Source organism: Nitrobacter vulgaris, from assembly GCF_031453995.1.
In the GTDB taxonomy this organism is placed as follows: Bacteria; Pseudomonadota; Alphaproteobacteria; order Rhizobiales; family Xanthobacteraceae; genus Nitrobacter; species Nitrobacter vulgaris.
Map to the genome: position 1 here is coordinate 120771 of NZ_JAVDPZ010000005.1, position 14232 is coordinate 135002.

Sequence of the window (14232 nt, forward strand, 5' to 3'; positions counted from 1 at the left end):
ATGTTGAGACCGGACGTCATTCGGGAGGCGGCGCGCCTCACGCGCGCAGGCCAGCTGATTGAGGCGACCACGCTCCTTCAGCGCATGCTTCGCGGCGAAAGGGTGACCGACGCATCATCGCGTCCCGAAGATCGCATAGCTCTTGCTCCCGGTGGCGAACCGCTCACCATCGATGCGAAAGCTAAAACCGTCGAAGAGATAGATCGTCCTCAGCCATTAAAGCCAGCTACCGCTCAACCGCACGTGCTCCGGGCGTTATTGGATCGCGCAAACGGGCACCCCGGGGTCGGTCTGAAAGGTTTCATGAAGCGCGCGCCGTCCCCACAGGACATCGCGCCAGATGGCACCCGGTTCATCGAAGGTACGTACAGCAGTCCCGAGGGAAGCCGCGCCTACAAACTTTTCATCCCGAGCGGTTACCAAGAGCGGCCGCTTCCCTTAGTCGTCATGCTTCACGGCTGCACCCAGTCGCCGGACGATTTCGCAGCAGGCACGCGGATGAACTTTATCGCGGAGGAACATAACTGCTTCGTAGTCTATCCCGCTCAGCCCACCCGAGCAAACCAGGCGAAATGCTGGAACTGGTTTCGCATTGCCGATCAACAGCGAGGCCGAGGTGAACCCTCGCTTATCGCGGGTATCACTCGTCAAGTCATGGAAAGCTATCTGGTCGATCGCAAGCGCGTCTACGTTGGCGGGTTGTCGGCCGGAGCCGCGGCTGCAGCCGTTATGGGCGCAACATATAGCGATTTGTACGCGGCCATCGGCATTCATTCTGGCCTCGCATGCGGAGTTGCCTCGGACCTTCCGTCAGCGCTTGCCGCTATGAAACAAGGTGACCCGCGCGATCACAAGGTAATCTTGGGTAACCGGCAACCTATTCCTACCATTGTCTTTCATGGTGATCGCGACACCACCGTGCATCCAAACAACGGCGCTCAGATTCTCGAGCAGTCGGCGAACACGATGGCCTCGCAAAAGTATGTGCATCGCGGCCAAGTGCCCGGAGGACATGCCTATACCCGGACGGTCTTGAGCGACGCGAGCGGACGCAAAATGTTGGAGCACTGGAATATCCACGGTGCCGGACATGCATGGTCAGGAGGCAGCCCTGCGGGCTCCTACACCGATCCTGGTGGACCGGACGCTACTCGAGAAATGCTTCGTTTTTTCTTCGAACATTCGCTCCCAGCGAAATAAGTCGCCTCAATTGCTACAGGCGTTTTAGGCACCAACTGCCGGCGATCCTTCCGGGTGACGCGAGGCGAAATGATGGCGAGGCTCACTGAAACGCGGTCCGGCGGTTATTGTCTGCGGTTCAACCACCGGCGGCGGACGCAACACGCGATCGCTTTGAGCCTCTGAGCCGTCTCGCACCGTAAGCTTGAAATTTAGAGGGAGAAGCACCGCAAACCCTCAACGCGCGATATCCCGACGCGGAAGCAGGCCAGGCGGCCCGAATAGGAACTTCAGGCGGATCATAACATTATGGGATGTTGGATGGCATACCTTGCCTCCACAATCCATCCGGCCGCCCCGCCCCTAACTGAGATTGTCAAGGATAACCGCCATGCCAACTAAAGATTTAAATGCGCTTTTTCTCGATACTTTGAAGGACATCTATTACGCTGAAAAGCAAATCTATAAATCTCTGCCGAAGATGGCCAAAGCTGCAGCGTCCGAGCAACTGAGGGCCGCATTCGAAAAACACCACGGCGAAACAGAAGGACAGATCGAACGCCTTGAACAGGTTTTCGAACTTGTCGGCAAACCCGCGCGAGGCAAAAAGTGTGATGCGATTGAGGGCATCCTGGACGAAGGAAAAGAAATCATGGAGGAGTACGAAGGCGAGCCCGCCCTGGACGCTGGCCTTCTCGCTGCAGCGCAGGCAGTCGAGCATTATGAAATTTCGCGGTACGGCACATTGAAGAGCTGGGCAACCAAGCTTGGGATGAAAGACGCCGCCAATTTGCTTGATCAGACGCTTACTGAAGAGAAGAAGACCGACGACGCCTTGACCAAGATTGCAGATACAGCGATCAACGCCGATGCTGGATGATGCATCATGCAAGGTTTGGTCCTAACTGGAGCGTCACGATGAGCATTCTTGGAAAGATCATGGGCGCTATCTTCGGCAGCCACGCCGAAGCTGCGACACCGGCATCAAATCCCGAGGCAGGCGGACGCCATGCCACTTCCACGTCAAATGAAGCGGCCGCCGGCGGCAATGTTGACGTTGTAGCCATTCTCGATAAAGCCGTTGCCAAGAAGAAAGAAAAGCTGGCGTGGCGGACTTCGATCGTTGATCTCATGAAGGCTCTCGACGTCGACTCCAGCTTGGCTGCTCGCAAGGAGCTAGCGAAGGACCTCGGTTACTCGGGCGACATGAACGATTCAGCCGCGATGAACGTCTGGCTTCACAAGCAGATGATAGCTCAACTTGCAGCCAACGGCGGTACGTTGCCGCCCGACATGAGGCCCTAACGGCCCAGGCGCGATGGTTGCTTGCGTTGCACGCCCTCGGCTGGCTGGTATTTCGGATGCCAAACCGAGCCAAGCTTTCCAAGACAGGCGATGGATTTGTCGCATTGGGCATCACGGTTATTGTGTATGGCATCGCTGAAACAGTGCACGGATATGGATTTGTCGCTTGTATTTGTAAGCGCACTGCCGCTTTCGAGGCATTTCGAGATCGAGTTCCTCGGCCAGCACCCTCTCAATGTGCAACATGAGCTTGATATTCAAAAGCACCTTTGCGAGCGCATCGGCAATTGCTGCGAGGCGAGGACTCAGCGGCAATCCCCGCCGTCAGCCGCCAACTGGGTGATCGAGGGCGTAACCAATGATCGGGTCGGACAGTCGACCAACAGATGTCGATAATTTTGGAACGGAGCCGGTCGGCATAACTTTGACTCCGCGAGATCGCAGTCAGGGAGAAAACCATGAAGAAGATGATCGTAATGACGGCGCTGGCATGCACGCTGGCTCTTGGTACCGCTCAAGTTTCGTTTGCGCAGGCCGGCGGAGGTGGCGGTGGGGCAGGTGGCGCCGGGGGCGGAAGTGCTGGAGCAGGCGGTGCAAGGTGGTAGCGGTGCCGGCGGGAATGCTGGCACGGGCGGAGGATCGGCCGGTACAGGCGGCATGACTAGTGGCGCCGCCACTGGCGGCGCAGGCACCGGCGGTATGAACACCGGTGGTATGGGAAGCACCAATACTCCCGGCAGTTCGACCGACAGCGCACCTGGACGACTCGGTCAGCCGCTGGGTGACCAAGGCTCGGGATCCACACGCTCACCGGGCCAAACGGGAACCGGTACGTCAGCCCCTCCAGCCCGAGGTAACGCGAAAGACGCTCCCGAAAGATCGGGGGCGTCTCGCTTAAACGATAGGCATTTCAGCCATGGCAAGACAATGGACGACCGATGATGACCGGAAGCTTTCCCACAAAGCCGATTCCCGTTATCGCTAAGGTTTTCCGCACGACTGAGGTGTCTGTTAGCAGCCGGTGGCACGCACTACAAAGATCCATGTCTTCGGGAGATCTCGACGCAAATCGCCGGCCAGCTTCTCATATCGAAACGAGCCGCATTCGACGCATGTAAGACTACGGGGACCTTTTGTTTACGATCCTGTTCCGATTAAAGCGCTAAGACGCTAGACGGCACCTCCATAAATCTTAGGAACGAACGGATTGCTCAGCTCTTCAACAGCCAAGCGCTGCGGCGTCCGGCCTCACGCGTACATCGCCTCCAGCATCGAAGACCCTCTTTGCTGTCGTCTCGGCGGCCTTGGGATCGAGAGAGAGATCATATCATGTCACCCACACGCTCATCTAGTTTTGAGACTGTCGTACCTGATCGCAATCCACCACAGTTGAGCTCAACGTCGGCAACTGACGATGTCCGAACTGTTGTGTTGAACCAAGTGTCGTGGGGAGCGGTCATAGCCGGCTCCATACTGGGGCTTGTGGTTCAGGTGATTCTCAACATGGTTGGCCTCGGCATCGGGCTATCCACTGTCGATGCAGTCGCGGGCGACAGTCCTAGCGCCAGTTCGTTGTCGCTTGGGGCAGGTCTGTGGTGGATCATCTCTGGAATCATCGCGGCCGGTATCGGTGGCTACCTGGCTGGCCGGCTGTCTGGAAAGCCGTCGTCATCCACTACGGCATATCATGGCCTGGCTTCCTGGGCTCTATCGACGCTTGTACTGGTTTACCTGGTATCGTCAGCAACCAGTAGCCTGGTTGGTGGCTCGCTTAGCACTGTGTCGAATGCTTTAAGCGGAGCGGGAAATGCGATGGGCAGTTCGGTCCAAACGGCCTTGCAGACGGCTGCTCCATCATTGAACAATATGAACGATCCAATGGCGAGGATCGAGAACCAGGTTCGAAGCGCATCTGGTGGTCAGGATCCTGCTGCACTCCGTGACGCGGCAGCTTCCTCAATACGTGCCGCACTTTCTGGTGATCTTGCTGAGCAAGCCGCTGCCACTGACAAGGCTGTTGAAGCCCTTGCAAAAGCCCAGGATATTCCGGTCGATCAAGCACGATCGCAAGTTGATCAGTATCAGCAGCAGTACAAGGACACTGTGGCGAAGGCGAAGTTGCAGGCCAAGCAAGCCGCGGATGCAACCGCCAAAGCGGTATCGCGCGGAGCTCTATTCGGTGCACTCGCCCTAATGCTTGGGGCCCTCGCGGCATTTGTGTCCGGCAAGGCGAGCGCAGTCAATCGGACCGTGACTGAAGCCCGATTCGCTCCTACTGCTTAGATGTCGTTGTGCCGAACAACGAAGTCCCGCTACCGTCGTGCGAGGTGTGAGATACCGCCTTCTCCCACCCACGGCACTGCATCTGCGAAAACCCCTAGCATTCTAAAGAGGTTTGTAATCTATTGATACTTAATCGCATGTTTTTCCAGAACGTGCGTTGAAATTGCTGCGAGAGAACCATCGCTGTCCGCGGGGAAGCGACTACAATAATGCGCAAGTTCTTGGTGTGGTTCTTCCGAAATCGCGAAACGGGCGAGATCACGATCGTCCAGGCGCCCAATCTTGCCCTGTGGGTAGTCATCGCAGCGGGCGTACTGCTCTGGTTCTGGCCTAAACCCGGCGGCCCACACTCTGCTTTGGAAATTGTCTTCAAGGGCGGTCTCATTTTTTGGGCAATCGATGAGATCGTCCGCGGGGTGAACCCCTGGCGCCGATGTCTCGGCGCGGCCGTCTTGGCTTATGAGGTCACGACCATTCTTTGATCGATAATTCGAATGAATCACGTCGCGATTGTTGGGTCCAGATCTTGAGCGACACCCGCCATGAGACCGTCCGATGCCGATCGAGAGCCGGATTATGGAATCGAGAATCCTGGTCGCTGGCATGTCGAATGATAACAGCGCACTTTTCGGTGCACACGTAATGAAGTGCCTGTCCTCGATGATTTTCGCTGTTGGTGTGGTTGTGAACCGCGAATAGGAGATTAAACCGAGACTCCCCACTTTCCCTCGGCTGCTCGCGAAGCCTGGTCACCAAGGGAAGAAATCCATTCCGTTCTCGACGGTCTGGCTCCTGATTGCGTGTCGTACCCGTAGTTCAGCATCTTCGTTTCCGAATGCAGCCGATGGTTGCCGATGTAGGTCTTCAGAACGACCTTAACATGGACGGCAGTCTTCCGCGGACAGCTCCCTTCCATTCATCTCGAGAGAGAATGGTAGCGTGGAGCCCTAAGGAGCGGTTCGAACAGGCGCTCGTTGCTTAACGAGGAAAGCATCAAGCTGCCAACTTCGTCGACAGTCTTGCCAGTCTAGCAATCGCTTCCGAAAGCGGGCGTTCACCTTCGCAGTAATCGACCCACGCCTTCGACTTCTTGAGAAGCTGGGGCACGGTACGGATGGTGTATTGCATGGGGTCAAGGCCGTGTTTGACTTGAACCCACGTGATCGGCATCGACACCGGTGCATGCGCGCGCCCCCTGGGAGAGTGAGGCGCCACCGCGGTTGAGAACTGATCATTCCGCAAATAGTCGAGAAATATCTTTCCCACTCGTTTCGACTTACTCATGTTGATGAGATATCGCTCCGGACTTTCGCGAGCCATCCGGCTGCAAACGTCGCGGGCGAACTGCTTCGCTGTGGCCCAGTCCAGCTGTTGTCCTCTTTTCGGGCGCGCGAGCGGGGTAACGACGTGCAGGCCTTTGCCACCGGTGGTCTTACAGAACGAGACCAGGCCAAGCTCGGACAGGCGGTCGCGCATTTCCTTTGCGGCGTCTATCACGACCCCGAAGTCCACGTCCGGCGCGGGATCAAGATCGAAGACTAACCGTCCGGGAAGGGTAGGGTCGCCGGGCTGGTTGTTCCAAGGATGCAGCTCGACACCCGCACTCTGCGCTACGGCGGCCAAACCCTCGATACGATCGATCTGCACATAGGGCTTTCGATCGCCGGAGACCGTGACCTCCTCAAGTAGGCTGGAGCCGCCCTTCATCGAATGCCGCTGAAAGAAGCGTTGTCCACCGATACCGTCCGGAGCCCTGATAATCGAGCAGGGACGACCCTTGAGATGCTCCATCATCCAGGCGCCGACGCTCTCGTAATACAAAGCGAGGTCGATCTTGGTGACCGGACCTTGCCCCTCATCGGGCCACAGGACCTTATCCGGCCGGCTCAAAGGCACACCCATGACGATGCCGCCATTAGCTGCGGAAGGGCTGGTAGCGGGTTTGGACCGCTGCGTCGGCACAGGTCTTGCGACGCCGGTGCTATCAGCTGGCGCCGGCGTCTCGGCCTCAACCTCCATTGCAGGCTTGTCTTGGCGAAGACCCTTGAAGGCCGCTTGCCGGATCATGCCCGCGCCGGTGAATCCCGCGAACTCGATTTCCGCGACCAATTCGGGCTTCAACCAATGCATTCCCGCCTTCTTGCGGGGCGCATTCTTGCCGCCGAACGGGTTTGTCTGCGAAGCGGCAGCTTTGAGTTTTGGCATCAGTCGCGCAACTTTGTCGGCACCGTAGCCGGTCCCGACGTTACCCACGTAGACGAGGTGATCACCTCGATATACGCCGGCCATCAGGGATTTGAATTGGCTCCCGTTACTGTTCCAGCCGCCGATGACGACTTCGTGCCCTCCGCGACATTTGGCTTTGGACCAGGAGTGGGTTCGCCCAGATACGTAACGGGCGGCAGCTTGCTTCGATACGATACCCTCGAGCGACATTCGGCAAGCCGACTTGAGCACCGCCTCTCCACCGTTCTTGAAATGCTCGACGTATCGAATTTCCGCCGGATCGCGACCGTATGTCTTCTCGATAAGTTTCTTTAGCTTCAGTTTGCGATCTGCAAGACTCTGTTGGCGGAGGTCATCGTCCTTCAAAAACAGAAGATCGAAAGCGAAAAAAATGAGGTCGTCGCTCTTTCCATCCGACAAGGCGGCCTGCAATCCCGCGAAATCAGGCGAGCCTCTATGGTCGAGCGCAACGATTTCTCCATCCACGATGCAATCGGGTAGTTGTTCCGCGGCCCTCGCAATTGCGGCGAACTTTGGCGTCCAATCTAAGCCTTTGCGGGTCTTCAAGGACACCTCGCCCCCCTCGACCCGCATTTGAATGCGGTAGCCGTCGAACTTGATCTCGTGGATCCATTCGCTACCCGTCGGAGGACGCTCGACCGAAGAGCATAACTGAGGCGCGATGAAAGTTGGCATGCTGCGGTCAGCATTCCCCTTGCCCTTCGTTCCAATTTTCTTGTTCCGGGATGTGTCGGGACTCGACCTCTTTCGTGACTTAGATGCTTGAGCCGAAGCGCGGTTCGATTTCCATTCGGCCTTTGCCGGCGCTCTTGATCTCATGGCCGCAACAAAAGGCTTTGGACGTTTGCCTGTGCCAGTCGCGATTTGCTCCATCGACCGGCTCGAGGCCACCGACGTATCCTGTTGCAAGATATTGTTCTTCGTCCCTTCCCGAGCAAATTCATCTCGATGTTTGATCAGGAGCCAATTGGTCCGCTGCTCTCCCTCTCGCTTCCGCATCCGAGCCAGGATCCAGCCGCCGTGAAGTTTTGAACCGGTCAGGGTAAAGTCCAACTTGCCTTTCTGGTATGCCTGCTTCGGGTCGTTGCATTGCCAATAGCCGCGATCCCAGACCATGACTGTGCCGCCGCCGTATTGGCCCTTCGGGATGGTGCCTTCGAAGTCGCCGTAATCGAGGGGATGATCCTCGACCTCAACAGCGAGGCGCTTGTCGTGCGGATCCAGCGAAGGCCCTTTGGTGACCGCCCACGATTTGAAGACGCCATCGAGTTCGAGCCTCAGATCGTAATGGAGATGCGATGCTGCGTGCTTCTGAATAACGAAGCGAAGCCCATTTGAAGGCTTGACCGTGGCGCTTCCGCTCGGTTCGGCCGTCTTCGAAAAATCGCGCTTGGCGCGGTATTTTGCCAGCAGCTTTTTGGCCATAGGCACCTCGCTCGGATCTCCACGGAACTGAAAGTTACCGGCTCGGTTAAAGTTCCGCCTATCACGGAGGATCAAATGGCGCCTCGTGCCTATTGGAAGGGCTCGCTCAAGCTCTCGCTCGTGACTTGTCCGATCGCGCTCTTTCCGGCTTCGACCCAGGCGGAAAGAACTCACTTTCACCAGATCAACACCCAGTCTGGTCACCGGCTGAGGCAGCAGATGGTCGACGAACAGACCGGTAGGGTCGTCGACCCGGAACATAAGGGCAGAGGCTACGAACTCTCTAAGGGTAAGTACGTCGCGATCGAGGACGAAGAGCTCGAGGCTTTGAGACTCGAAAGCACTCATACCATCGACATCGACGATTTTGTTCCCGCTGAGGAGATCGACGAGCGGTATCTCGACAAGCCGTATTACATTATTCCGAACGGCAAGACTGGAGTTGATGCGTTTGTCGTCATTCGCGACGCGATGAAGCGAAAGGACAAGGTAGCGCTAGCGCGCGTCGTGCTCGCCAATAGGGAGCATGTCATCGCGTTGAAGCCCCTGGGTAAGGGATTGTTGGGAACCACCCTGCGTTATCCCTATGAGTTGAGAAATGAGGATGATTATTTCGACGGCATTCCGAGCCCACGGGTATCCAAGGACATGATCGAACTTGCTTCTCATATCCTCGACAAGAAGGCCTCGAAATTTGATCCGCACAAATTCAAGGACAAATATGAGGCTGCGTTGAAAGCGTTGGTCAAGCGCAAGGCTGCTGGCAAGACGATTGAAGTGCCGGAAGAGAAAGAGGCGGAAAGCAACGTCATTAACCTGATGGATGCGTTGAAACAGAGTTTGAGCGGTAAGAAAGCCAGGCCGGCTCCGGTCAAAGCCAAGAAGCGGACATCGGCGCGCCGCAGCCGTAAGCGAAAAGCCGCGTGAGGACGAGCCGCACTCCTGTTGAAGCGATGGAAGCGCGTTCCGTCGATGCTATTCCCACGGGCAGACAGTGGCAGTACGAGCCCAAATGGGACGGATTTCGTTGCCTGTTGTCGCGGGACGGCGACACTGTGGCCATGTATTCGAAGTCAGGGCAGGATTTAAGTCGCTACTTTCCGGAAGTGGTCGCCGCGGCACTTTCCTTGCGCGAGAAGCGCTTCGTGCTCGACGGTGAGATCGTTGTCCCTGTTGGAAAGGGCTTCTCTTTCGACGCTCTTCTGCAGCGCATTCATCCGGCTGCCAGCCGCGTAAAGAAGCTTTCGGAGCAAACGCCGGCCGTGTTTCTGGCGTTCGATCTATTAAAGAAAGGCAAGACCGAGCTCACCGATCACCTCCTATCGGCGCGACGTTCGAGACTGGAAGGCTTCGCAGACAGCAATTTCTCGAACGACGCGCTCTTTCGCCTTTCGCCGGCCAGCCTGAAACTGAAGGACGCCGAACGCTGGCTTGCGGCGGCAGGCGGCGGAAGCGACGGCGTCATCGCGAAGCGGCTAGATCTTCCATACCAAAGCGGCAATCGCGACGGTATGCAGAAGATAAAGTGCTATCGTAGTGCTGATTGTGTGATTGGCGGCTTTAGGTACGGAGAAAAGCTCCAAGGTGGTCGAAAGGTCGTCGGATCTATACTGCTCGGATTGTACGATGACGAGGGCCTGCTCCACCACGTGGGATTTTCGTCCGGCATCAAGGCTAAGGATAAGCCCGCGCTCACTGACAGGCTTGAGGCCACAGGAACTGATCGGAGCTTTACAGGAAACGCGCCAGGCGGCCCGAGCCGATGGTCGACAAAACGTTCGTCGGAATGGCAACCGCTGAAGCCGAAATATGTGGTTGAAATCTCCTATGATCACTTCACCGGCGGACGCTTTCGGCACGGTACATCGATCTTGAGGTGGCGGCCCGACAAGAAGCCGCGTCAATGTACCTTCGAACAGCTCAACCAAAAGAGCGACCGTCGGCTGATGGCCGTCATCATCCCATAGCTCCCCCCGGATCATGACCCGAGCCGTCGCACCAAACATTTCAATTTCCATCTCGCGTACCATAAGTTGACCGCGGTCAGGATCCACACAATCGCCGAACAGAGAAACGCGGCCACCGCGCCATAAGGCGAGACGGCTAGGAAAGCCATGGCAAAGGTCACCATCGCCACACTGCCGAGCGCAGCGCCTGCGGCGTCCAGTGCGGCGGCTTTCCGGCCCCGGCACTCTCCGCGGCCTCCCGCGTTCCGCTTGCGACGAATTTCATGCCGCTCGATCAGCGTAGCGCTGGCGCAGAAAATCACCGGAAGTGCTAGGAAGAGGCCTCCAATTGAGGCGCCAAACGCGGAGCTGATAAGTCCGGTGAGCACAGTGGCGGCTCCGCCCAACGCGAAGCGGATGAGATATTCGTACCACCGTCCATCGGAAAGCGATGATGTCGAGAGCTGGATCTGCATTGCTATCCTCGAACAACGGCGTGCAATCCAAGGGCAACGATCAGCCAGACCGGAAGCGAGGCCAGTGTCGCTGTCAGGGCTCTGGCGCGGGTACTCATCAGAATCTGGCAGACAATGACACTATAGCAGAGCAAGGCAATGCCTCCGAGAACCATTGAGCTTGCCTGAACGCCGGCATAATGGGAGCCATGTTGAGCCCAGGCGATGCCAAGCGTGGCAAGCGCGACGGACGGAGCGGCGCCGAACAATCCCGCAAAGCTCTTGGGCCGAACAACGTCTCCGATGATGGCGAACAGCGAGACAAAGAGGCCGCCAACGATAAAGCGCACCATATATTCGGTCATCGCTTCCGCCCCCGCGAAAGAGCACGACGGAAGTATGCATCCGGGTAGCCGGTGAAGCGACGAGCCGCGCGCTCCAGAACGACGCCGATCGTGAAGCCGACGACAACGTCAGAGAGCCAATGAGCAAGAATCGCGACCCTCGTCACGGACAGCCCTACGGCAACGCCCCAGATCGGTAGCTTGTAACGTGGGAGAAGCACCGAGGCGACCGAAGCAAGCGCGCCCATGTGAACCGCATGACCCGACGGAAATGCATCAAGCCTATCTCCGGACAACGGGATGCCATGGAGATGACCTTTCAATGTCCTTCGATCAGGACGAACCTGATCGAAAACGAGCTTCAATCCGTGCGGGAGTGCCGCACTGGCCGCCGCGACCAGGAGCAAGTGGCTGCTTGCAGGACGAAGTGGCGAGCGGCTGATTGTCAGGGCGATACATGCCGCCGCCGCGCAACCAAGCAAAAGATGTTCGTCAGCACCCCAACTCAACCCGCTTGCAACTTCTTCCGGCACCGGACTCGCTTTCGAAGCAATCCTCTTCGCAAGACGTTCGTCCATCAAGGTGGGTTCCACGCGAAATAGGGCCATCACGCCAATCCATTGGTGACCAAAGACCCGCAATTCGCCATCGCATGAATTAGTTCCGACCAAAGCCCTCGTCCCCCGAGCATCGGCCTAACGCGGAAGAGGCGAACCGACCGGCTCAAACTGTTCGTAGTGGTTGTTATTGGAACGTTCCTCGACCGGATGCATTGAAGCGTCCGAGGACGTGCGCCGTTCATCAGGCGCCGCGGCGGAGCGTCTACTAAGTAAAGCATTGCGGCAGGGCAGATTGTCAGAGCCTTAACTGTCGTTCTCACAAAGGAAAACCACTATGCCCGCGAAAGATTTAAATGCCTTGTTTCTCGATACTTTGAAGGACATCTATTACGCCGAAAAGCAAATCTATAAGTCCTTACCAAAATTGGCAAAAGCTGCAGCGTCTGAGCAACTGCGCGCGGCCTTCGAAAAGCACCACGATGAAACGGAAGGACAGATCGAACGGCTTGAACAAGTCTTCGAACTTCTCGGTAAACCGGCGCGCGGCAAAAAGTGCGATGCGATCGAGGGTATTTTAGACGAAGGCAAAGAAATTATGGAGGAGTACGAAGACGAGCCCGCTCTTGACGCTGGCCTTTTGGCTGCAGCGCAGGCAGTCGAGCATTATGAAATTTCGCGCTACGGCACGCTAAAAGCTTGGGCAACTAAGCTTGGAATGAAAGATGCAGCCAAGTTGCTTGATCAGACGCTTGCCGAGGAAAAGAAGACCGACGAGACCTTGACCAAAATCGCCGAGACGGCAGTGAACGCTGAAGGATGATGCTTAGCCGCAAATCGAGCATCAACGGGATCACTCTGACTGAAGCGGCGAGGGGTACCCTTGTATCAACTCTATCGTGTCTGAGTACGAACCCGACGAGAACAAGACGTCTGCCTTGGGCCAGACGAGGCTCTCGAGGCGAGCAAGAGCGCGGTGATCGCAGCCAAACCGAGTTCCGCGGGCTGATAATCAAAGTTGAACTCAAGAGACCTGAAACACATGGCCTTTGCAGCCACGACGTTTTTGTCGCTCTCCAGTGGGTGAAAATTTCATTGACGTCGTTAGGCGACGGGGCAGTCCGAGTCACGTTCTACGGTGACTTTAAAAGCATCCAACGTTTGAGGTCGTGGGTAGAATTCAATTTCGTTGCCCGCGGGGTGCAGGGATAAAGGGGCACGCGTTATTGCTTTGCCGCGCACCGACATGCATGGCCACTAGCAAAATTTGTCGTTTTCAGATTCTAGGGCTCTGGTTGCGAGCTAACTCCAAGGGGTATTGGCTAACCCGACCGGGTCCCGGCGTTGAACGAATGCACAGAGCGCGTCGCCCGCGAATTGATCTCTCGTCCAAACCCAGCCATCTCGTTCCTCGGTGTCCGTTTCTTAGTCGGGAAGGAGCCGCGTTTAGAGGGCCAATCCGATAGTGAACAGTTTGACGCTGCGCCGCCCTCGTAGGAACGATTGAAGAGAGCGCGAGTTGCCGGGAAGAAAATTTGGAAAGGATCGCGACATGACACGGTCGGTGGAGGAACTACGGTTGGAGGCGGAGCGAAACCGGGCCGACCTGGCAACGACGGTTGATCAGTTGAGGGAACGGGTCTCGGATGCGGCCGACGATATTCGTCAAAAACTCTCGCCGGAATACGTGAAATCGGAGCTCTCCGATTACATCGGCCTTAAGGCACACGGTTGGGGTGAGACATTGAAACAACGAGCGACAGACAATCCGATGGGGACAGTAGCAGCAGGGGCCGTTGCTGCGATCTCCCTCATACGTATGGCGCGGAGCCTACCCCTGCCGCTTCTGATGCTGGGCGCGGGGGCTTTTCTGACCTCTAAGACGGCCCGCGATCGCGCTGCACAAGGCGCGGTTACAATAAAAGAGAAAGCGGGGGAGATGCTTGTGGAGGCAGGAAATTCACCGCTCGTTGCGGACGTGAAGGACCGGCTAGCGGCGGCTCGAACTCAAGCCACTGAAACAGCCGATGACCTCAAAATCCGTGCCACTCAAGTAGCCAGCGATTGGTCAGACAAAATTTCTAGCGGCGGCGATACGCTCAGGAACAAGACCGGTGCGGCCAAAGATGCGGTGGCGACCCAATGGTCAACGGCTCGTCAGCGTAGCGGTGATGCTGCATTGATCGGGGGGGTTGGAGTCGCGATTGGCGCCATCATTGCCGCTTCTCTACCCGAAACGAGGGCTGAAGCCAAAGCGATGGGCGAAGCAAGCTATAAGGTTAAACGGAAGGCCGGCGAAGCTATCCAATCCGGATTTGCCACGGCCAAGAGTTCAGCAACCTCGGCCCTCGACGCAGCTGCGAAAGCCGTTGGCGAAAGCGATTTAGGTGGAGAAGTTAGCCGCATGACCCAGAACGTGTCTGACACGCTCAAGGAGGGTGCCGACGACGTTGTGAGAGCGGCGTTCCGTCAATAGCGAAATCTAAACACA

At 57.0% G+C, this 14232-nt stretch carries 14 protein-coding genes; 10 read left to right on the top strand and 4 right to left on the bottom strand.

The features are described from left to right. The 6 genes from GGQ85_RS04680 to GGQ85_RS04710 all read left to right on the top strand — a co-directional run bounded on the left by GGQ85_RS04680 (position 1) and on the right by GGQ85_RS04710 (position 5249). A complete protein-coding gene (locus tag GGQ85_RS04680; protein WP_309773571.1) occupies positions 1 to 1200 on the top strand; it encodes an extracellular catalytic domain type 1 short-chain-length polyhydroxyalkanoate depolymerase in 1200 nt (399 codons plus the stop codon). 370 nt (positions 1201 to 1570) lie between these two features. After that, positions 1571 to 2059, top strand: a complete 489-nt coding sequence (locus tag GGQ85_RS04685) for a YciE/YciF ferroxidase family protein (RefSeq protein WP_309773572.1) — start codon at positions 1571 to 1573, stop codon at positions 2057 to 2059. A gap of 38 nt (positions 2060 to 2097) precedes the next feature. Continuing rightward, entirely contained in the window at positions 2098 to 2484 is a 387-nt protein-coding gene (locus tag GGQ85_RS04690; RefSeq protein ID WP_309773573.1) for a DUF3597 domain-containing protein, read from the top strand. A 458-nt stretch (positions 2485 to 2942) separates the two neighbouring features. After that, positions 2943 to 3089 (top strand): hypothetical protein, encoded by a 147-nt coding sequence (locus GGQ85_RS04700; protein ID WP_309773574.1) that lies wholly within the window; start codon positions 2943 to 2945, stop codon positions 3087 to 3089. A gap of 823 nt (positions 3090 to 3912) precedes the next feature. Continuing rightward, entirely contained in the window at positions 3913 to 4767 is an 855-nt protein-coding gene (locus GGQ85_RS04705) for a PhnA-like protein (protein WP_309773652.1), read from the top strand. 209 nt (positions 4768 to 4976) lie between these two features. Further along, positions 4977 to 5249, top strand: a complete 273-nt coding sequence (locus tag GGQ85_RS04710; protein WP_309773575.1) for a hypothetical protein — start codon at positions 4977 to 4979, stop codon at positions 5247 to 5249. 511 nt (positions 5250 to 5760) lie between these two features. Here the strand turns inward: GGQ85_RS04710 and ligD are convergent. Next, the gene (ligD, locus tag GGQ85_RS04715; RefSeq protein WP_309773576.1) at positions 5761 to 8439 is read right to left on the bottom strand and encodes a DNA ligase D; all 2679 of its coding nucleotides are present in this window, start codon (positions 8437 to 8439) and stop codon (positions 5761 to 5763) included. A gap of 75 nt (positions 8440 to 8514) precedes the next feature. Between ligD and ku the strand changes: the two genes are divergently transcribed. Together ku and GGQ85_RS04725 are read left to right on the top strand one after the other, a co-directional pair. Next, positions 8515 to 9366 carry a non-homologous end joining protein Ku gene (ku, locus tag GGQ85_RS04720; RefSeq protein ID WP_309773577.1) on the top strand — a complete coding sequence of 284 codons (852 nt, stop codon included), beginning with the start codon at positions 8515 to 8517 and terminating at the stop codon, positions 9364 to 9366. Next, positions 9363 to 10406 (top strand): ATP-dependent DNA ligase, encoded by a 1044-nt coding sequence (locus tag GGQ85_RS04725; RefSeq protein ID WP_309773578.1) that lies wholly within the window; start codon positions 9363 to 9365, stop codon positions 10404 to 10406. The genes ku and GGQ85_RS04725 overlap by 4 nt, the downstream gene beginning before the upstream one ends. An 11-nt stretch (positions 10407 to 10417) precedes the next feature. Here GGQ85_RS04725 and GGQ85_RS04730 read toward each other — a convergent pair whose 3' ends face one another. Genes GGQ85_RS04730 through GGQ85_RS04740 form a run of 3 tightly spaced genes read right to left on the bottom strand, consistent with a single transcriptional unit; the run spans position 10418 to position 11792 of the window. Continuing rightward, positions 10418 to 10861: a hypothetical protein gene (locus GGQ85_RS04730; RefSeq protein WP_309773579.1), complete on the bottom strand. Its 444-nt coding sequence runs from the start codon at positions 10859 to 10861 to the stop codon at positions 10418 to 10420. Positions 10862 to 10863: 2 nt separating this feature from the next. Continuing rightward, positions 10864 to 11205: a DUF3147 family protein gene (locus GGQ85_RS04735; protein ID WP_309773580.1), complete on the bottom strand. Its 342-nt coding sequence runs from the start codon at positions 11203 to 11205 to the stop codon at positions 10864 to 10866. Continuing rightward, on the bottom strand, positions 11202 to 11792 hold the full coding sequence (locus GGQ85_RS04740; protein ID WP_309773581.1) for a phosphatase PAP2 family protein: 591 nt from the start codon (positions 11790 to 11792) through the stop codon (positions 11202 to 11204). Before GGQ85_RS04740 ends, GGQ85_RS04735 begins: the two co-directional genes overlap by 4 nt. Before the next feature lie 286 nt (positions 11793 to 12078). On the opposite strand from GGQ85_RS04740, the gene GGQ85_RS04745 reads away from it, so the two are divergent. Together GGQ85_RS04745 and GGQ85_RS04750 are read left to right on the top strand one after the other, a co-directional pair. After that, positions 12079 to 12564 carry a YciE/YciF ferroxidase family protein gene (locus GGQ85_RS04745; RefSeq protein ID WP_309773582.1) on the top strand — a complete coding sequence of 162 codons (486 nt, stop codon included), beginning with the start codon at positions 12079 to 12081 and terminating at the stop codon, positions 12562 to 12564. 756 nt (positions 12565 to 13320) lie between these two features. Further along, positions 13321 to 14217, top strand: coding sequence for a DUF3618 domain-containing protein (locus tag GGQ85_RS04750; protein ID WP_309773583.1), 897 nt, complete (start codon positions 13321 to 13323; stop codon positions 14215 to 14217). The last annotated feature ends 15 nt before the right edge of the window (positions 14218 to 14232 follow it).

Excerpts from the sequence above, each read along its gene's own strand:
- ku (WP_309773577.1), top strand. The coding sequence starts at position 8,515 with ATGGCGCCTCGTGCCTATTGGAAGGGCTCGCTCAAGCTCTCGCTCGTG.
- GGQ85_RS04740 (WP_309773581.1), bottom strand. The coding sequence starts at position 11,792 with ATGGCCCTATTTCGCGTGGAACCCACCTTGATGGACGAACGTCTTGCG.
- GGQ85_RS04680 (WP_309773571.1), top strand. The coding sequence starts at position 1 with ATGTTGAGACCGGACGTCATTCGGGAGGCGGCGCGCCTCACGCGCGCA.
- GGQ85_RS04730 (WP_309773579.1), bottom strand. The coding sequence starts at position 10,861 with ATGCAGATCCAGCTCTCGACATCATCGCTTTCCGATGGACGGTGGTAC.
- GGQ85_RS04745 (WP_309773582.1), top strand. The coding sequence starts at position 12,079 with ATGCCCGCGAAAGATTTAAATGCCTTGTTTCTCGATACTTTGAAGGAC.
- GGQ85_RS04690 (WP_309773573.1), top strand. The coding sequence starts at position 2,098 with ATGAGCATTCTTGGAAAGATCATGGGCGCTATCTTCGGCAGCCACGCC.
- GGQ85_RS04685 (WP_309773572.1), top strand. The coding sequence starts at position 1,571 with ATGCCAACTAAAGATTTAAATGCGCTTTTTCTCGATACTTTGAAGGAC.
- GGQ85_RS04735 (WP_309773580.1), bottom strand. The coding sequence starts at position 11,205 with ATGACCGAATATATGGTGCGCTTTATCGTTGGCGGCCTCTTTGTCTCG.
- ligD (WP_309773576.1), bottom strand. The coding sequence starts at position 8,439 with ATGGCCAAAAAGCTGCTGGCAAAATACCGCGCCAAGCGCGATTTTTCG.
- GGQ85_RS04710 (WP_309773575.1), top strand. The coding sequence starts at position 4,977 with ATGCGCAAGTTCTTGGTGTGGTTCTTCCGAAATCGCGAAACGGGCGAG.
- GGQ85_RS04700 (WP_309773574.1), top strand. The coding sequence starts at position 2,943 with ATGAAGAAGATGATCGTAATGACGGCGCTGGCATGCACGCTGGCTCTT.